The 18,075-nt window shown below is 58.5% G+C and carries 15 protein-coding genes and 1 pseudogene; 13 read left to right on the top strand and 3 right to left on the bottom strand.

Translation table 11 applies throughout. The features are described 5' to 3' along the window. Positions 1-125: 125 nt before the first annotated feature. Positions 126-1,187: a DUF1853 family protein gene (locus HF027_RS07825; protein ID WP_245184594.1), complete on the top strand. Its 1,062-nt coding sequence runs from the start codon at positions 126-128 to the stop codon at positions 1,185-1,187. 17 nt (positions 1,188-1,204) lie between these two features. On the opposite strand, the gene cysS is transcribed toward HF027_RS07825, so the two are convergent. Both cysS and HF027_RS07815 read right to left on the bottom strand, forming a co-directional pair. Then, positions 1,205-2,590, bottom strand: a complete 1,386-nt coding sequence (gene cysS / locus HF027_RS07820; protein ID WP_168014475.1) for a cysteine--tRNA ligase — start codon at positions 2,588-2,590, stop codon at positions 1,205-1,207. A gap of 1 nt (position 2,591) precedes the next feature. Beyond that, positions 2,592-4,271 carry a glutamine--tRNA ligase/YqeY domain fusion protein gene (locus HF027_RS07815; protein WP_168014474.1) on the bottom strand — a complete coding sequence of 560 codons (1,680 nt, stop codon included), beginning with the start codon at positions 4,269-4,271 and terminating at the stop codon, positions 2,592-2,594. A 176-nt stretch (positions 4,272-4,447) separates the two neighbouring features. On the opposite strand from HF027_RS07815, the gene HF027_RS07810 reads away from it, so the two are divergent. The 11 genes and pseudogenes from HF027_RS07810 to HF027_RS15865 form a co-directional block, all read left to right on the top strand. After that, the gene (locus tag HF027_RS07810) at positions 4,448-4,960 is read left to right on the top strand and encodes a peptidylprolyl isomerase (RefSeq protein ID WP_168014473.1); all 513 of its coding nucleotides are present in this window, start codon (positions 4,448-4,450) and stop codon (positions 4,958-4,960) included. A 148-nt stretch (positions 4,961-5,108) separates the two neighbouring features. Beyond that, complete coding sequence (locus HF027_RS07805; protein WP_168014472.1) at positions 5,109-5,885, top strand: UDP-2,3-diacylglucosamine diphosphatase; 777 nt, start codon at positions 5,109-5,111, stop codon at positions 5,883-5,885. Positions 5,886-5,980: 95 nt separating this feature from the next. Then, on the top strand, positions 5,981-6,907 hold the full coding sequence (locus tag HF027_RS07800) for a recombination-associated protein RdgC (RefSeq protein WP_168014471.1): 927 nt from the start codon (positions 5,981-5,983) through the stop codon (positions 6,905-6,907). Between the two features lie 49 nt (positions 6,908-6,956). Further along, positions 6,957-8,117 carry a 1-acyl-sn-glycerol-3-phosphate acyltransferase gene (locus HF027_RS07795; protein ID WP_245184592.1) on the top strand — a complete coding sequence of 387 codons (1,161 nt, stop codon included), beginning with the start codon at positions 6,957-6,959 and terminating at the stop codon, positions 8,115-8,117. 179 nt (positions 8,118-8,296) lie between these two features. Then, complete coding sequence (locus HF027_RS07790; protein WP_245184590.1) at positions 8,297-9,481, top strand: cation diffusion facilitator family transporter; 1,185 nt, start codon at positions 8,297-8,299, stop codon at positions 9,479-9,481. A 57-nt stretch (positions 9,482-9,538) separates the two neighbouring features. After that, positions 9,539-10,243 (top strand): transglutaminase-like cysteine peptidase, encoded by a 705-nt coding sequence (locus HF027_RS07785; RefSeq protein WP_168014470.1) that lies wholly within the window; start codon positions 9,539-9,541, stop codon positions 10,241-10,243. A gap of 43 nt (positions 10,244-10,286) precedes the next feature. Continuing rightward, positions 10,287-12,191: a bifunctional diguanylate cyclase/phosphodiesterase gene (locus HF027_RS07780; RefSeq protein WP_168014469.1), complete on the top strand. Its 1,905-nt coding sequence runs from the start codon at positions 10,287-10,289 to the stop codon at positions 12,189-12,191. Between the two features lie 224 nt (positions 12,192-12,415). Continuing rightward, the gene (locus HF027_RS07775; protein ID WP_168014468.1) at positions 12,416-12,697 is read left to right on the top strand and encodes a hypothetical protein; all 282 of its coding nucleotides are present in this window, start codon (positions 12,416-12,418) and stop codon (positions 12,695-12,697) included. Positions 12,698-12,930: 233 nt separating this feature from the next. Next, the gene (locus HF027_RS07770) at positions 12,931-13,575 is read left to right on the top strand and encodes a hypothetical protein (RefSeq protein WP_168014467.1); all 645 of its coding nucleotides are present in this window, start codon (positions 12,931-12,933) and stop codon (positions 13,573-13,575) included. A 5-nt stretch (positions 13,576-13,580) separates the two neighbouring features. Continuing rightward, entirely contained in the window at positions 13,581-14,726 is a 1,146-nt protein-coding gene (locus HF027_RS07765) for a GGDEF domain-containing protein (RefSeq protein ID WP_168014466.1), read from the top strand. Between the two features lie 8 nt (positions 14,727-14,734). Further along, positions 14,735-15,213: pseudogene (locus HF027_RS15865) on the top strand (IS30 family transposase); the annotation flags it as partial. 232 nt (positions 15,214-15,445) lie between these two features. Here the strand turns inward: HF027_RS15865 and HF027_RS07755 are convergent. Beyond that, a complete protein-coding gene (locus HF027_RS07755) occupies positions 15,446-15,880 on the bottom strand; it encodes a pilin (RefSeq protein WP_425338671.1) in 435 nt (144 codons plus the stop codon). A 412-nt stretch (positions 15,881-16,292) separates the two neighbouring features. Here HF027_RS07755 and pilB point away from each other — a divergent pair, with 412 nt between their 5' ends. After that, complete coding sequence (gene pilB, locus HF027_RS07750) at positions 16,293-18,062, top strand: type IV-A pilus assembly ATPase PilB (protein WP_168014464.1); 1,770 nt, start codon at positions 16,293-16,295, stop codon at positions 18,060-18,062. Positions 18,063-18,075 lie beyond the last annotated feature (13 nt).

Below are 18,075 nucleotides of genomic sequence, written 5' to 3'. Positions count from 1 at the left end.
TTGCGCTTACCCCAGTCGGTGGTGTGACAAGTGTCAGATCAGTATAAGGAACTGACGTTACAATGTCAGGAAGGCCCCATCGGCAAGATATCAACGCTAAGCCACTGCCCTGGCTTGAGGAATCAATGGACGACGATAAAGAGACAGATCCAGATAGCATGCTGGGCGCCTGGCGTCACCCGCTGGTGCGTGACCTGGGGTGGCTGTGCCTGGCACCCGACCTGTTGGCAATGCCCTGCCTGGGGCGGCCAGGGCTTGGCGAGCTAGGACTCGAGAATGGCGGCTGGCGAGACTACCTGGATCGGCTGGAAGACGACCCTCAGTCACTCGAAGCCTGGGTAGGCAATGCCGTTAGCGCCCGGCTGGGGCACTATCACGAAAAACTCTGGCAATTCCTCCTTGAGAGCGCTCCCAACACCAGGCTTGTGACCCACAACCTGCCGGTCATGCGTGAGCGCCGCACGCTGGGTGAGCTGGATATACTGTACCAGCAAAAACCCAGGTCTCGCCGTGCGGCTGGGCAGGGACAACAGGCAGAATCTGTGCCCGTTCACCTGGAAGTGGCGATCAAGTTCTACCTGGGCGTGCACGAAGGACCACAGGGTGCAGACAGTCAGGCGCGCTGGATAGGCCCCGGCTGTGCCGATAGCCTTGCCGGCAAACGAAGCCACCTCTTCCACCATCAGCTACCGCTGCTCGATACCCCGGAGGCACGGCTCGCCATCGGCGAATTCATGCATCAAGAGACGAAAGCATCGATAGCGCTCGGCCAAGAAGAGCGCCGGCATCATCAGCGGACGGCAATGCCTGGAGTGCTCTTTTATCCATGGGTGCCTGCCCCTGATCGACCGCCGTTACCCTCGCCCACCGAAGCCACTGTCGACCACCTGCGCGGCCAGTGGCTTTTTTGGCACGATTGGCCGGCCTTCCGCGCTCGCTTGAGCGCCGGCACCCGAGGAGCATGGCTGCACAAGCCTCACTGGCTGGCCCCGCCCCTCCCCGAGCAGCTAAGGCCACTCGAGGAGATAGACGCCTACCTGGCAACGCGTTTCAGCAGCACCTGGGGCGCGCCGCTGCCGCTGGTGTTGCAGAGTGCAGACGGCATCTGGCAGCGACTATTTGTGGTCGGGGACGACTGGCCACGCAAGATGCCGCTGCCACCCGCCCCGGTGGCCATCACCCGTTAACAGGGCAAAAGCCTGGCCTAGTCGCGATCAACCACCCAGGTAGTGCCTTCGCGGGAATCCTTGAGGGTGATCCCCTGAGAGGCAAGCTCGTCGCGGATACGATCAGCCTCAGCGAAATCCTTGGCCTTCTTCGCCGCGGCGCGTGCCTCGATACGTGCCTGGATTTCCTCTTCGCCGATGGCAAGCGCCTTGGCACCGGCCTGCAGGAAAGCCGCCGGATCCTGATCGAAGAGACCCAACACCTCGCCGAGACGCTTGAGCTCGAAGGCCAGCGCCGGGACGGTCTCGGGCGCATCCTTCTTGGCCACGTTGAGCTCACGGGCCAGATCGAAGAGAGCAGCCAGAGCCTCTGGGGTATTGAAGTCGTCATCCATGGCCGCACAGAAGCGCTCATCGAAGCGGGGATCAACCTCACCCTCAATGGCCTCGACGTCGTTAAGCGCGTTGTAGAAACGCTCAAGTGAGCGGCGGGCATCGTCCAGGGCATCCGGCGCATAGTTGATCGGGCTGCGGTAGTGGCTGGCTACCAGCAGGTAGCGCACCACTTCCGGGTCGTGCACGTCGAGCACTTCGCGGATGGTGAAGAAGTTGCCCAGCGACTTGGACATCTTCTCACTGTCGACCCGCACTGCCCCGGCATGCATCCAGGTATTCACGTAGCGCGCGCCGGTAGCGGCCTCACTCTGGGCGATCTCGTTCTCATGGTGCGGAAAGGTCAGGTCAGGTCCACCACCATGGATATCGAAGGTGTCACCCAGGCAGCAGGTCGACATGGCCGAGCACTCGATATGCCAGCCCGGACGCCCTTCGCCCCAGGGCGAGGGCCAGCTGGCCTCACCAGGCTTGGCGGCCTTCCACAGCACGAAGTCCAGCGGGTCTTCCTTGTGTTCTCCTACATCGATCCTCGCCCCGGAGCGCATCTCATCCGGGTCGCGGTTATTGAGCTTGCCGTAATCGGCAAACTTGCGAACCCGATAGTAGACGTCACCGTTATCGGCGGCGTAGGCATACTCCTTGGCGATCAAGGTCTCGATCATCGCGACGATGTCGTTGATATGGCGGGTAGCACGCGGCTCATGGTCCGGGCGCAACACCTTGAGACGATCCTCATCCTCGTGCATGGCAGCAATCATGCGCTCGGTGAGTGCATCGATGGCCTCTCCATTCTCCTCGGCCCGCTTGAGGATCTTGTCGTCGATATCAGTGATGTTGCGCACGTAATTGACGTCGTAGCCCCGGGCGCGCAGGTAACGGGTGATGACATCGAAGGCCACCATTACCCGAGCATGTCCGATGTGGCAGAAGTCGTAGACGGTGATACCGCAGACATACATGCGCAGTTTCCCGGGCTCGATCGGCGCCAACGGCTCCTTGCAACGGGTCAGAGTGTTGTAGATCTGCATATCAGCCCTTCTTCTGTGCCTTGGCCCAACCATCTTTCAGTCCCACCGTGCGGTTGAATACCCGCTTGCCCTCGGCGCAGGCATGACGGTCGGCGCAGAAATAGCCGACCCGCTCAAACTGATAGCGCGCTTCGGGGGCGGCGTCACGAATCGACGGCTCGGCAATACCTTCAACGATGACCAGTGACTCGGGATTCAGGTGATCCAGGAAGTCGGCGTCCTTGTCCTTGTCGGGGACCTCGACCTGGAAAAGGTTGTCGTACTGGCGCACCTCGACCGGCACACCGTGCTCAGCGCTGACCCAGTGAATGACGCCCTTGACCTTGCGGCCTTCCGGGTTCTTGCCCAGGGTGTCGAAATCCACCGAGCAGCGCAGCTCGCTGACGTCGCCGTCGGCATCCTTGACCACCTCATCACAGCGGATCACGTAGCCGTTGCGCAGGCGCACTTCCTTCTCGGGCGCCAGGCGGAAGAACTTCTTAGGCGGCTCCTCCATGAAGTCGTCCTGGTCGATCCAGATCTCGCGAGTGAACGGCAGCTTGCGCGTGCCCATGTCATCACGTGCCGGGTGACCGGCAGCCTCGAAGACCTCCTCGTGTCCCTCGGGGACATTGGTCAGCACCACCTTGAGCGGCTTCATCACGCACATGGCGCGCGGCGCATTGTCCTCGAGATCCGAGCGAATGGCATGATAGAGCATGCCGATTTCGACCAGGCCACCGTCGGCGCGGGTCACACCAATCATGTCGCAGAACTTGCGAAGCGAAGCCGGAGTGTAACCACGGCGACGCATCCCGGAAATCGTCGGCAGGCGCGGATCGTCCCAGCCATCAACGATCCCCTGATCGACCAGCAGCTTTAGCTTGCGCTTGGAGGTCAGGGTGTAACTCAGGTTCAAGCGCGCGAATTCGATCTGGCGCGGCTTGGCCGGTACCGGCAGGTTATCGAGGAACCACTCATAGAGCGGGCGATGATCCTCGAACTCCAGGGTGCAGACCGAATGCGTTACCCCTTCAAGGGCATCCGACTGGCCATGCGCAAAATCGTAGGAGGGATAAATCTTCCACTTGTCACCAGTCTGATGGTGATCGGCCTGGCGAATGCGGTAAAGGATCGGGTCACGCAGGTTGATATTCGGCGACGCCATATCGATCTTGGCCCGCAGCACTTTTTCGCTCTCGGCGAACTCGCCCTGCTTCATGCGCTCGAGCAAATCGAGGCTTTCGTCGGCACTGCGCTCGCGATAGGGGCTCGGCCGACCGGCTTCGGTCAAGGTGCCGCGGTACTCACGAATCTCGTCCGGTGACAGGTCATCGACATAGGCCTTGCCCTCACGGATCAGGTGCTGTGCCCAGGCGTAGAGCTGATCGAAGTAATCGGATGCATAACGCACATCGCCAGCCCACTCGAAGCCCATCCAGTGAAGGTCTTCCTTGATGGCATCAATGTAGGCCTGTTCTTCCTTGGCCGGATTGGTGTCATCAAAGCGCAGGTGACAGTCGCCACCAAACTGTTCGGCCAACCCGAAGTTCAAACAGATCGACTTGGCATGGCCGATATGCAGAAAGCCATTGGGCTCCGGCGGAAAACGGGTAACGATCTTGTCGACCTTGCCAGCCTCGATCTCTTCGCTAATCTGATTGCGAATGAAGTTCGGGGCGCTGGTGCTTTCATTGCTCATGGGGCGTCTGAGAACCTCTTGATGGAGTACGCTGGCGACGGGCCGGCCTCTTGCTCACCTTAATCAACCCGAGTGGATGGCAGATACCGACTTCGCGCGTCGATGCAAAACAGCTATTATAGCGCGACGCAGATGCGCAACGCCAAGACGCCCCACACGACTTCCGGGAAACTGACATGATTGTTCTCCAGACCAATTACGGCGATATCACCATCGAGCTCGATTTCGACAAGGCTCCCAAGACCGCCGAGAATTTCCAGCAGTACGTGACTGACGGCCACTATGACGACACGCTGTTCCACCGCGTCATCGATGGCTTCATGGTGCAGGGCGGCGGCTTCGACCTTGACTTCAACCAGAAGCCGACGCGTGAAGCGATCGAGAACGAAGCGGATAACGGCCTGAAGAACCTCAAGGGCACGCTTGCCATGGCACGCACCCAGGACCCGCACTCGGCCACCGCTCAGTTCTTCATCAACATTGCCGACAATGACTTCCTCAATCACAGCGGCAAGAACCTGCAGGGCTGGGGTTACTGCGTATTCGGCAAGGTGGTTGATGGCATGGACGTGGTCGACAAGATCCGTGCGGTGCCCACTACCCGTCGCGGCATGCACGCCGACGTACCGGCTGATGACGTGGTGATCCAACGGGCCTACATCAAGGATGAGGCCGAAGGCGACGCCTGACATCGAGCGTTCTCCACCGACACGCCCGCCCTTGTGCGGGCGTGTGTCGTTGTACTGCCCTTCCATTGGACCCCCTTTATTGGTCAATACGACGACACGCTGAGACGATCAGCACTAAACGAATTGCACCCACAAGAACAGGCTCGCCATGACGACTCTGCTGATTTCCGATCTGCACCTGCACCCGGGAGCCCCCGAGGTCACCGATGGCTTTGTCACCTATCTGGAGCACACCGCCAGCCAGGCCGATGCCCTCTATATCCTCGGCGATTTCTTCGAAGCATGGGTCGGTGACGACATCCTCGACCTGCCAGAGGCTGAACCCAGCGGCAACGCCGCACTCGTTAAGCGTGTCGTCGAGGCCCTGCGTACGCTGAGTCATGCAGGCACCGCCATATATCTGATGCATGGCAACCGAGACTTCCTGATGGGCAAGCGCTTTGCAGACACCTGTGGTGCCACCCTTCTCGATGACCCGACGCGACTCGACAACGGCGATGAACCTCTCTTGCTGATGCATGGCGACAGCCTTTGCACCCGAGACGACGCCTATATGGCGTTTCGTGCCAAGGCCCGCGACCCGCAGTGGCAAGCACAGATTCTCGCCATGTCGATCCCTGAGCGGCTGGCACTGGCCAAGCAGATTCGGGAGCAGTCCGGCGATGCCAACTCCAACAAGGCCGAAGACATCATGGATGTGACACCTGATGAGGTGATCAAGGAGATGACGGCCCACGGCGTGACCACACTGATTCACGGCCATACTCACCGCCCTGCCGTGCACCAGGTAACGCTTGACGATCAGCCGGCCGCGCGCATCGTGCTGGGCGACTGGCAGCCGGACCAAGGCTGGGATATTCGTCTCGTCAGCGGCCAGGCCCCCGAGCTGCGCGATTTCCCGCTAGACGCACCGCCAAGCGCCTGACCCTGTATCTGCCGTTACGTGTGCCGCCGGCCGAGCGCTGGCACCGAAGGCCCCCTTTGGCCATAATACTGCTCCTTTTTTGTCAGAGACTTGCCATGTGGTTTAAGCACCTGCATCTCTATCGCCTGCATGATGCCCCGCAGCTCAGCCATGACGATCTGGAAGACCAGCTCGCCGAACAGGCCTTCCGTCCACTAGGGGGGAGTGAAGCCACCCGGTTGGGCTGGCGGACGCCGGGCGGTCGCAGTAGTGAACGTCATCTCCATGAAATCCAGGGGCACCGTCTTCTATCGGCGCTACGCCAGGAGCGGGTGCTGCCAGCGAGCGTGGTACGAGAGGAAGTCGAGGAGCGCTGCGCCGACCGCGAAGTCGCGGAAGGTCGACCACTGCCGCGCAAGGAAAAGCAGGTGATCAAGGAGCAGGTCTATGAGGAGCTGCTGCCACGCGCCTTCATCAAGAGTCAGAAAATAGACCTCTGGTGGGACACGCGTCGCGACCTGATCGCCGTCAACGCCAGTAGCCGTGCCCGCGCCGAGGAAATGCTCGACCTGTTGCGACAGACGCTGGGCAGCCTCAAGGTCACCCCACTTGCCACCCAGACCTTGCCGATCAAGGCCATGACCGCCTGGCTCAAAGAGGCCGACAGCCGACCGACGGGGCTGATACTGGGCGATCAGGTTGAACTCAAGGCACAGGGAGACGATGGCGTGTTGCGTGCTCGTGCCGTGGACCTGGATAGCGACGAGATCCAGACCCTGCTCGAAGGCGGACGTCAGGCGCACAAACTGGCCCTTGAAGTCGAAGGGCAGCTATCACTGGTGCTGCACGATGACCTGGCCCTCAAGTCATTACGCTTTTCCGATGCATTGCTTGATGAAGCCAGCCAGACTAACGACGGCGATGATGCCATCCTGCGCATGGAGGCCGATTTCGTGCTGATGGCGCAGACACTTGCCGAGGTCGTGGAACGCATGATCGGCTGGCTGGACGGTGAAGCCTCTACCGCGCCGCCTAGCCCATGATGGTTAACGTCTGCACCTTTCAAGCCTTCAACCTGGTGATTTCTTCATCGTGACTCAAGAATCCGCCACAACAAACGACCCTTTTGCCAGTATTCGCCCCTACCAGGACGACGAGGTGGCCGACGTCATCGTGCGGCTGGCCAACAATGCCGAGCTGCTCGATGCACTGACCCAGTTCAAATTGCCAAGGCTTGCGCGGATCGCGCCTCGCCTGGCGCGCACCATTGCCAGTTTCGGCATTCGGCGTGAGATGCGCGGAGTCAATTGCGTCTATGACTTCCAGATGCGCATCGCGAGCTACATGGATCGCATGATTCGCACCACCACCGAGACCTTCGAAGTAGAAGGCCTCGACCGGCTGAAGCACGATCAGGCTTACCTGTTCATCGGCAATCATCGCGATATCGCGCTCGACCCGGCCTTCGTCAACTATGCGCTCTATCAGGCTGGTCGCAGCACGGTGCGTATCGCCATCGGCGACAACTTGCTGCAGAAGCCCTATGTGTCGGACCTGATGCGACTCAACAAGAGTTTCATCGTCCCCCGCTCGGCCAAGGGCAAGCGTGCCATGCTGGCGGCTTATCAGCTGCTGTCGAGCTACATTCGCCACTCGATCGGCGAAGACAATCATTCCATCTGGATGGCCCAGCGCGAAGGTCGCGCCAAGGACGGCATCGACCGTGCCGACCCGGCCATCATCAAGATGCTGACCATGGCAGGCCGCCAGGCTGACAAGCAGGCCAAGCTCGGTGATGTCATCGGCGAGTTGCAAATGGTCCCGGTGTCGATCAGCTATGAGTACGATCCCTGTGATCTTCAGAAGGCTCGCGAACTCTATGCGATGCATACCGAGGGCGCCTATCAGAAGATCGAATTCGAGGATATTCGCTCCATCGTGGCCGGCATTACCGGCGCCAAGGGCCGGATCAAGCTGACCTTCGGTACGCCGCTGTCCGGGGACTTCGACAGTCCTGAATCCGTCGCGCAAGAGATCGATAAGCAAGTACTGAATGGCTATCATCTTTTCCCGAGCCACCAACTGGCACTCGAAGCCAGTGGTCTGGCTCCCGATCTCGTCGATCTCAGCGAGGTCACCGAGATGGATCGTCAGCGCTTTCGTGCGCGCCTGGCCGAGGTTCCCACTCACTTGCGTGACTGGTGGCTTGCCCAGTACGCCAACCCGGTCCTGAACCGCGCCGGACGGCTCTAGGGCAAAGCGGGATACGTTGCTCAGCTTGCCACTGACGCCCAGGAAGCGTCGTCAGTACTCAATCAAGTGCTCAATCAAGTACTCAATCAGCCAAGAAGCTCGCCGGCCCCCGAAAGCGGCAGCTCCTTGGCTTGACATGGGCCAGCCCAAAGCGGCCCTTCGCGTGAGGAGACCGTCCCATGGGCCATATGAACGCTCAAAGCCCCTCTACCGACCAGCATGCCGCCGACACCCGAGCGGCACACCGAGTCACGCTGATCGGGGCGGCGATTGACTTTGTGGCAGGCGTGTTCAAGCTGGTCGCTGGTTTATTGGTCGGCTCGGCGGCGCTGGTCGCCGATGGCATTCATTCCTTCTCGGATATCCTCACCGACCTCTTCGTGATCGGTGCGACTCACTTTGGCCGCCAGGCACCCGATAGAGGCCACCCCTATGGTCACGGCCGCATCGAGACCCTGGCAACACTGTGGCTGGGCAGCATCCTGATCTTCGTCGCCGGTGCGATTGCCTGGGGCAGCCTGGAGCGGTTGTTCTCCGGTACGCCGGTCCTGGCACCGGGCCCCTGGGCGATCGGTATCGCGGTACTGGCACTATTCGCCAAAGAATGGATCTTTCGCTATACCCTCAAGGTCGCCAAGAAGGTCGGCTCCAAGCTCCTGGAGGCCAATGCCTGGCACTCCCGCTCGGATGCCCTTTCCACCGTGGTGGTGCTGATCGGCCTGCTCGGCGCCCAATTCGGGGCCGGCTGGCTGGATGGTGTAGCCGCGGTAGTGGTCGCCGCCCTGGTTGGCAAGATCGGGGGCGAGCTGTTGTGGGAAGCAAGCCAGGAGCTCATTGACACCGCCCTCCCCGAGGCCGAACAACAACGCATGCATGAAACGGCTTGTCTGGTTCCTGGCGTGCGGGGCGTCCACGATCTGCGCACGCGCACCGTCGGGGGGAAAGTGTTACTCGACTTGCATGTGGTGGTGCGCCCCCGGGTAACCGTCTCGGAGGCTCATGAGGTCGGCAACGAGGTCTGTCGTCAGCTGTACCAGGCGTTTCCAAGCCTTAACGATATCACCTTCCATATCGATCCTGAGGACGATCAGGATGCCCCCCCGCAGGATCCACTGCATTTGCTGCCCCTTCGTGAGGAAGTCGAAGCCGAGCTTGCCACGGCCTGGTCTGGCCTCCCTGCCTGGGAGTCTCGTCTTACCCTGGACCTGCACTACCTGGACCAACACATCGACGTCTCCCTCTACGTTCAGCAATTGACGTCCGAGACCAGCCTAGATGAGGCTGCCGAGACCCTGCGCCTGCATGCCGCTCGCCTGCCCTGGATCGGCCGCCTGCGAATCTGGCAGGGGCCGGGCAAGGCCTGATATGTTCATTGGGCCTTAACCTCCCCCTCTTCAGGCCCTTCGGGCAGAGAATCGTCGATGAATCGACCCGTTGCCAGTCCCGCCTTCCAACCTCAGCGCCGCCGTCTGCTGATGGGGTTGGGAGCCGTGCTGGCAGGCGCCTGCCTGGGACTGGCCTTTCCTGTCAGTGCCACTCTTGACCAGCCTCGGCTGCGCCGGATCATGCAATCCCGCTATGGCGACGATGGCGTCGCGTCGTTAAATGCCTGGTTGGCATTGATCGATCGCCTGCAGCCACTGGGGGTCGCTGAGCAACTATCGGGCGTCAACGATTTCTTCAATCAGCGCATCCGCTGGCTGGATGATCGGGCCATCTGGCAGCAGGAAGATTACTGGGCCACACCGCTGGAGACGCTGGGAAAAGGCGCCGGCGATTGCGAGGACTTCACGATCGCCAAATATATAAGCCTCATGCAGTTGGGCATTCCCATTGAACGGTTAAGACTGATCTATGTACGTGCAAGCATGGGGCGTGGCGGGCTTTCCCAGGCTCACATGGTGTTGGGGTACTACCGCCTGCCAGGCGCCGAGCCCCTGGTACTCGACAACTTGGTAGAAAGTATTCGGCCTGCCAGCAAACGACTGGACTTGACCCCCGTATTTAGTTTCAACAGCGACGGCCTTTGGGCAGGGGGCTCCAACCGCTCCCGCGCCGACCCCGTCCAGCGCCTATCGCGCTGGCGCAACGTGCTGGCCAGAATGCAGGAGCAAGGATTCCTATGATGATCGCAAGCATAGCCGATGGGCGGCACAGGGAGAGTTCAATATGTCTCTGATCAAACAGCTATGGTTGGCCATCGCGGCCGTACTGCTCCTCGCCTTCGGTGGCAGCCTGTTAGTCGGTCTATCGACCACTCAGGACTACATCGAGCAGGAAATACGCATCAAGAATGAGGACAATGCCAATGCCTTGGCGCTGTCCATGAGCCAGCTCGACAAGGACCCCGTCAGCATCGAACTGCTGATGGCTGCCCAATTCGATACAGGGCACTACCAGCTGATCGAGTTGCGTGCCCCGAATGGCGATCTCATCATGCGCCGTGAAGCCCCTCCCTTCATTGAGGATATACCGGCCTGGTTTGTGGATTTGGCCAGCATGGATGTTCCAGCCGGCCAAGCCGTCGTGCAGGACGGTTGGCGCCAATATGGCACCTTGACGCTTGAAAGCCAGCATAGCTACGCCTATCGCTCTCTCTGGGAAAGCAGCCAGCAACTCGTTTCCTGGTTCGCCTTTGCCGCCCTTGTCAGCGCCTTGATTGCCTGGCTAATCGTGCGCCGCATTAGACGCCCTCTTACGGCCGTTATTGATCAAGCCAACGACATTGGCAACCGCCGCTTCACGATTTCACCGGAGCCAAAGACGCAGGAACTTCGCGATGTCGTTGCAGCCATGAACCGGCTATCCGGCAGCGTCAGAGATATGCTGACCCGCGAAAGTGGCCAGCTGGAAGATCTGAGACGCAAACTCCAGCAGGATGAAGCTACCGGCATTGCCAATCGCGCCTACTTCATGACGCGTCTCCAAAATGCCCTGGATAGCGATACCGAATTTCATCATGGCTGTTTAGCGCTGGTGCGTGTTTATGACCTGGAGACTCTCAATGATGGGCTGGGCCGGCCTGAGACGGATCGTTTCCTGCACGACTTGGCATCTGCGATGCATCTGCTGGCCCTTGAGCATCCAGGTAGCCAGGTGGGCCGGCTTAACGGCAGCGATTTTGCCATCCTGCTACCGGACGATCTTTCACCAGAAGACCTCGCCAACCAGCTCAGAGAGCGTCTGCATCCGATTGCCGACCGACAACCCGTTCTGCTTAGCCTCCCCATCGGCATTGTTGGCTTCTCACGCCACGAACGCCGCGATGCTCTGCTTAGCCAGCTGGATGGCGAGCTTGCGAAGGCGGAGCTACATGGCGGCAGAACCATTTGCGTAGCCGACCAAACAGAACATCACTTGCTGTATACCAGTCATGCAGAGTGGCACGACGCCCTGGAAACGGCCTTGGAACATGGCGTAATGCTGGCTCGCTATCCTGTTGTAGATGCTGATGACCGTCTGCTGCACTTCGAGTGCCCATCAAGGCTCTGGCTGGGCGACGAGTGGCAGCCTGCAGGTGCCTACCTGGGGTGGGTGTCGCGGTTTGAAATCGAAGAGATGCTGGATATCTCCAGCATTCGTTCTGCTCTTGAGGTAATGGAGGTCGATGATACCGCTCTAGCGCTCAACGTTTCGGCCAAGGCACTCGCAAGCCCTGGCTTTCAGCAACAGCTTCACGCACTGCTAGTGGCTCACCCGCATGCGGCCAAGAACCTATGGCTGGAGTTACCCGAGGAAGTGGCTGTCCATCAGCTCGCTGATTTTAAATCCTTATGCCAAAAATTGCGCCACTTTGGCTGCCGTATCGGTCTTGAACATGTCGGGCAGCAATTTACCCGCTTGGCCGACCTGCAGGACAGTGGCCTTCACTACCTCAAGTTTGATGCGTCGTTAACTCGGGACATTGATCAACAGCCCTCCCAGCAGGCACTGCTGCGCGGCATGGCCACACTCAGCCACTCACTGGGCATCCTGGCCATCGCCGAATCGGTAAACACGCCAGAGGAACGTCATATGCTCTTCAAATTGGGGATGGATGGCGTGACAGGCCCCGTCATCAAGATAGAAGGCTGACGCTTACCCCGAGTAGGACGCCAAGGCACCTCCCTTGGAGGTCATACTTGGCGCTCCCTGACTTTGTATGCCAGTAAAATACGACATGATGCACCTGATCGCCCGTTACCTTACTGTAGAGCTCACCGGCACCAGAGCCGATATGCTATGGTCACGCCATCGCCGTGCCAGACAGCTAGCTCGGTACCGTTACCTTCAAAGCCTCACCCTCAGAGGAGCTGCACATGTCCGCATCTGAAATCCAAAAGACTCGAGTGATCAATGAGCTACGCGGATTTATCAAGAAACTGCTGCAGGACCCCAAGATTCTCGAGCAATCTCTGGTGGTCGCTCGAAAGCATTTGGCCGAAGGCTCGGATGCCAAGATCATGGCCCGTATCGCCAATGACATATCCGACACAACCAGCGTGCATATTCCGGAAGACCCCAGTGAGCACTCAGAGGCCGACAAGCTATACCTGGAGCTGCTCAAGGAAGTCGTCAGTGAAGACCAGGCAATGTACTGACATGAATCGTACTGACCATGAAGCCCCTTCATGAAGATAAATCTAAAGCAGAACATACTGAAATAAAGGGTGTCGAAATAGTTGCTGAATGACATTCATCACGTCATCAGCAACCCCCTGATCGCAAGAGGTCATGCCGCCCCTCGCGATGTTCACAGCTGCATACATCTCGTCTAAAGTAACAATCAGTAACTAGGGCAATGGGGGCGCAGCCCCTCCGATACGGGTACCGCTTGAAAAACGGCGCAAGCCATCGGCGACAACGGCGCATTCCGCAAGGCAGCAATACCACAGGGAAGGTCAAGACAATGCTTAGTGCGTTCTTAACAGGTGCATTTCCCGCCATGGGAAATCGAACAGTCACACCTCCCATCCGTAAAGGCCTCTGGCAGGCCTGTCTGCTAGCCGGCGTGATCTTTAGCTCTTGTCTGCAGGCAGCCGAACTCTCTTCCAGTGAAATCCCCCCTTCCGAGGACACAACGCCCATCCTCACCATCAAGGCAGCCGACCAGCAACAGCGCCTCTCTCTGGCCGACATCGAGCAGCTGCCGTTGCATGATACCTCCATGCAACACCCTGAAGGACCGGAAGGTGTCTACAGTGGCGTATTGCTCTCGGATTTCCTCAAGGCCTATGAGCTGGACGCCGCCTCAAGGCTTAGGCTGATTGCCGTCGATAACTACTCCGTATTCCTCAAGCAGGCACAGCTTAAGGAAAAGGCCTACCTGCTCGTCACTCGCTTCGACGGCGCACCCGTTCCGCGAAGCCAGCTTGGTCCACTGCTGGTGGTGGTACCCGAAGATGCAGAGGCCGTTCTAAAAGGCGAGGAACCGTTAGACAAATGGATCTGGGGTCTGGCAACGATTGATGCGGGCTGAAAGCCATGGCAATCCGCAAGGCCTGGGCCAGTATGCAACGCCGCCGCCGTCGATTGCTGATGTCGGCGGTGTTTCTGTTGTCGTCTGGTTTGGCGGTCACCGCACTCACCTTCTATGCCAACTATGCCCAACAGCAGATGGACGCCGATTACATCTCGTTCTCAAATGAGATCGTGAGGGCCCAGCACGATGGTGAAACCCTGCTCCATTCCAGCATCAACTTGCTCGATGCCCCTAAACCGCTGCATCAACAACAGTTGCTGCAAGCGCTATGGATTATCGATAGCCGCCAGACGACAATCGAGCAATACCTGCAGCGGAGCCAACTGACACCGCGCGATACCCAACAGATCACTACTGAGTTTGCACGGCTGGACAAGCTACTCAAGCAGGCACAAGCCAACGCTCAGGATGTACTTGAGGATTCTGAGAAACTTGTGCCGCTTCAGAACCTGACGGAAGAAATCGAATACAGTCTTGCCTACATCTACAGCGAGCTACACACGCTGATGATGCGGGGCGCGTCAGAGCAGCAGAAAATCATGTCAGTCATGACGAAGATCATCATCGCCCTGGGCGCCTTGGTCTTGGTTGTCATCATTGGGCTGCTGATCGCCATCGAGAAGATCCTGGGCCAACAGAGCGCGCTGGAGCACCTGTCGGTGACAGACGACTTGACGGGACTGGACAATCGGCGAGCGGCCACAAGCAAGGCAAGACAGACCCTGACGCTTGGCAGGCGCTCCGGAGCACCTGTCAGTCTCGCCATCATTGATATCGATCATTTCAAACACATCAATGATCAGTACGGGCATCCCCTCGGGGACCTGGTACTAAAGCAACTCGCGCAGACACTGAAACATCTAATGCGAAAGTCTGATGTTGTGGCTCGCATAGGAGGGGAAGAATTCTGCCTGCTGATGCCGGATACCGACGCCCAAGGCGCTTTCGAGTTCTGCGAAAGGCTGCATCGGGGCATCGGCAAAATGGAAATTCCCCATGACGGTGGCACCATCACGATCACCGCCAGTGTGGGCCTGACCACCACTCATGATGTAGGCGACTATGACTTCGATGTGCTCTACGCACGTGCCGACGAGGCACTTTATCGTGCCAAGGCCAATGGGCGAGATCGGGTAGTGGTATATTGAAATGACATGGCCACTGGGAGGGTGACACCGTGTAATCGGGTCTGGTGACATTGGTAGAGCGGCGCAGTGGCTATTTACTGTCAGCCTGCCTGCCCAGCGTCTCATCGGAGCTGACGCAGACGGCGATGATCCGGCTGCTGAAACGTCGTCGTGGCGCGGTAAAGACCATCACTCTAGATAGATAATGGCAATGGCTCGGAGTTCGCTGGCCATGACGCTGTGGCCAGGGCAGTAACCGCCACCACCTACTTCTGTAATCCCTACTGCTCCGGGCAGCGTGGGACCAATGAGAATACCAATGGACTGATACGGCAGTACTTCCCCAAGGGAACGGACTTTCGATAGGTCACCGATGCCAAGCTGCGCAAGGTGGTCGAGAAGCTGAATGACCGCCCGAATACAGCTCGGTTATCGGACACCGGCGCAGGTATTCCTGGGGGAATATTCAGGAGCCCTGAAAACGGCAGGTGCTGCACTTATTGCTTGAATTCAGGGTTGTCGCTTGTTGATGCAGCTTGATGTCCATGAACCTGCTCCCGAATGAATTGCTGAAGAAACGCTCTGGCGGCTAGCAGAGGATAACCTCTATAGGCGATTCGATCATCGGGGACCCTACAATTACCAAAGTGCTAACACCAAAAAACCAGCGGCCGACATTTCTGCCGGCCGCCGATCAATTCAGGTCTAGTGGAAAAATAGAGGCCTATTCAATAGCCTAATCACTGCTTTGCACAATTATTCAAACCGTCGTAACTTGCAGTAAGTGTATAGGTGCAGGACCAACCTGAATCAGCAGTACTTCGCTCCAGTGTTACAACTGCTTGGTTATCGCCGGTACCTTTTGTCGAGACGATTGTAACTCCATCTTCCCCAGAGGCAGCTGTGATCGTCGGAGAGCCAGAACCAGAATACCCTTTAACTTCACCAGGAATATCTGCACCCTCGAGCACAGCAATCTCAACAGGAGTTTTATATCCTGCAGCCTCTTGGTATGCCGCAGAAGCATTTGATCGTGCTATGTAATCCTGATACTGCGGAATCGCAATAGCCGCCAAAACACCAATAATCGCAACAACGATCAGCAGCTCAATCAGGGTAAAACCACCCTGACCAGACTGCATACCCTTAATGCGTTTCATGCCCTGTTGTTTCATGCTTCACCCCTTGCTTGACTGCCCCGGAGGACGATATTGCTATTTCATGTCTGCCCGACTGCAATTTTCAATCTCGCAGACTCGCCTCAGTACATGATACTAGCGCTATAAGTAGCGTGGCGGTAGCTTGGCGGTAAACGCTAATACTTAACATCATCAGCATGTTGCACCCAACCACTTCACTGTTGCCCACAGTAAGCCAGCCAAGTGACGAGGGCAAGGCAATGAAATGAACATCTTGCGAGATTTTTGCCACGCGATCCTGCCTTTATGGCGTGGCGCACTACCGTCTGAGCCATGCAAAAATGCCGTTGCCACCCTAGGCAGTTCCCAACCACTGCCTAACCACTGCCTAACCAGATAGAATGAGTTGCATCTTTGTCGTCGCCAGCGAATCCAAACAGGAGGGCCTATGCACGAATCACCGCCGCCCGGTGGGGCCAATCAAGGCTCAGCCAACAATGATTCTAGCGCCACCTCGCACCTACGTGGCCTGGCCCTGCGTTTAGTCAACGATGGCCAGATGACAGAGGCAGCGGCCATACGGGCCATCAAGGAGGCGGAGGAAGAAGACATCTCCTTGATGCGACATGTGGTTGAACACGATTTGGTGCCAGCTCGTCAGGCGGCTTTCTCGGCGGCGTGGGAATATGGCTTGCCATTGCTGGACCTGGATGCCCTGCGGCTCGATAGCCTTCCCCCCCCGCAGGAAATGCCGGAGAAAATTCTCCGCAAACTCACGGTCCTCCCGCTGTATCGCAGCGAACACCGCCTGACGGTAGCCGTGCCCTACCCGTCTACGCTCGCGCTTCTGGATGAGCTGCAGTTCGCTACCAACCTCACGGTCGAAGGCGTACTCGCGCCAGTCGACCAACTCGGCCCCGTTCTTGAGAGCTATCTCAGCCACCATGAAAATGCCGGTATCTTTGAGGGCCTGGATGATGCCAGTGACCACCTAGAGGGACTCGAATACGAGGAGCATAGCGCCGAAGACGACCAGGCCATTACTGCCGGCAGTGATGATGCGCCCGTGGTCAAGTTCGTCAACAAGGTGCTGCTGGATGCGATACGCCGCGGTGCGTCAGACATTCACTTCGAACCCTACGAAACCAGCTACCGGATTCGCCTGCGCATTGACGGCATATTGGTCGAGGCGGCGCGCCCGCCCTTTGGCATGCGCACCCGCATTGCTGCACGCCTCAAGGTCATGTCACGGCTGGATATCTCCGAGCGCCGTTTGCCTCAGGACGGCGCCATCAAGCTGAAGCTCTCCAAGCAGCGCTCCATCGATTTTCGTGTCAGCTCTTTGCCCACGGTATACGGCGAGAAACTGGTGCTGCGTATTCTCGACCCGACCACGGCACAGATGGGGATCGACTCACTGGGCTTCACCCCGCCGCAGCGAGAGATGTACGAACAGGCATTGTCAGACCCTCAGGGCATGATCCTGGTCACAGGCCCCACCGGCAGCGGCAAGACGGTATCGCTGTATACCGGCATCAACATCATCAACACCGGTGAGCGCAATATCTCAACCGCGGAGGATCCGGTCGAGATCAAGGTGCCAGGGGTCAACCAGGTCAATGTGCTGCCAAAGATTGGCTTGAACTTCGCCAGCGCCTTGCGCGCCTTCCTGCGCCAGGACCCTGATGTGGTCATGGTCGGCGAGATTCGCGACCTGGAAACCGCCGAGATCGCCGTCAAGGCCTCTCAGACCGGCCACCTGGTGCTATCCACGGTGCACACCAACTCAGCCGCCGAGACCCTGACCCGCCTGTCGAACATGGGCATCGCCCCGTTCAACATCGCAAGCTCGGTGTCGCTTATCATCGCGCAGCGTCTGGCGCGCCGGTTATGTCAGCATTGCAAGGAAGCCTCCAACCTGCCGGTCGAGACCCTGAAAGAAGAAGGCTTCAATGACCAGGAAATTCAGCAGGCCACCATCTACCATCCTGTCGGTTGTCGGCATTGCACGCTGGGCTACAAGGGGCGCGTGGGCATCTATGAAGTCGTGCCCATCAGCGAATCCATGAGTCAGCTGATCATGCGCAATGGCAATGCCATTGAGCTCGACCAACAAGCCCGTAACGAGGGACACCCCGATCTGCGGCGCAGCGGTCTGCTCAAGGTCATGCAGGGAATGACCAGCCTCGAAGAGATCAATCGCATCATTCGAGATTGACGCCACTGCATGA

It is taken from the genome of Halomonas salinarum, from assembly GCF_012062845.1.
Taxonomy (GTDB): Bacteria; Pseudomonadota; Gammaproteobacteria; order Pseudomonadales; family Halomonadaceae; genus Onishia; species Onishia salinarum.
The sequence above is the reverse complement of the archived record's forward strand: the minus strand, read 5'-3'. Positions and strand labels throughout refer to the sequence as shown.

Excerpts from the sequence above, each read along its gene's own strand:
- HF027_RS07825 (WP_245184594.1), top strand. The coding sequence starts at position 126 with ATGGACGACGATAAAGAGACAGATCCAGATAGCATGCTGGGCGCCTGG.
- cysS (WP_168014475.1), bottom strand. The coding sequence starts at position 2,590 with ATGCAGATCTACAACACTCTGACCCGTTGCAAGGAGCCGTTGGCGCCG.
- HF027_RS07815 (WP_168014474.1), bottom strand. The coding sequence starts at position 4,271 with ATGAGCAATGAAAGCACCAGCGCCCCGAACTTCATTCGCAATCAGATT.
- HF027_RS07810 (WP_168014473.1), top strand. The coding sequence starts at position 4,448 with ATGATTGTTCTCCAGACCAATTACGGCGATATCACCATCGAGCTCGAT.
- HF027_RS07805 (WP_168014472.1), top strand. The coding sequence starts at position 5,109 with ATGACGACTCTGCTGATTTCCGATCTGCACCTGCACCCGGGAGCCCCC.
- HF027_RS07800 (WP_168014471.1), top strand. The coding sequence starts at position 5,981 with ATGTGGTTTAAGCACCTGCATCTCTATCGCCTGCATGATGCCCCGCAG.
- HF027_RS07790 (WP_245184590.1), top strand. The coding sequence starts at position 8,297 with ATGGGCCATATGAACGCTCAAAGCCCCTCTACCGACCAGCATGCCGCC.
- HF027_RS07785 (WP_168014470.1), top strand. The coding sequence starts at position 9,539 with ATGAATCGACCCGTTGCCAGTCCCGCCTTCCAACCTCAGCGCCGCCGT.
- HF027_RS07780 (WP_168014469.1), top strand. The coding sequence starts at position 10,287 with ATGTCTCTGATCAAACAGCTATGGTTGGCCATCGCGGCCGTACTGCTC.
- HF027_RS07775 (WP_168014468.1), top strand. The coding sequence starts at position 12,416 with ATGTCCGCATCTGAAATCCAAAAGACTCGAGTGATCAATGAGCTACGC.
- HF027_RS07765 (WP_168014466.1), top strand. The coding sequence starts at position 13,581 with ATGGCAATCCGCAAGGCCTGGGCCAGTATGCAACGCCGCCGCCGTCGA.
- HF027_RS07755 (WP_425338671.1), bottom strand. The coding sequence starts at position 15,880 with ATGAAACAACAGGGCATGAAACGCATTAAGGGTATGCAGTCTGGTCAG.
- pilB (WP_168014464.1), top strand. The coding sequence starts at position 16,293 with ATGCACGAATCACCGCCGCCCGGTGGGGCCAATCAAGGCTCAGCCAAC.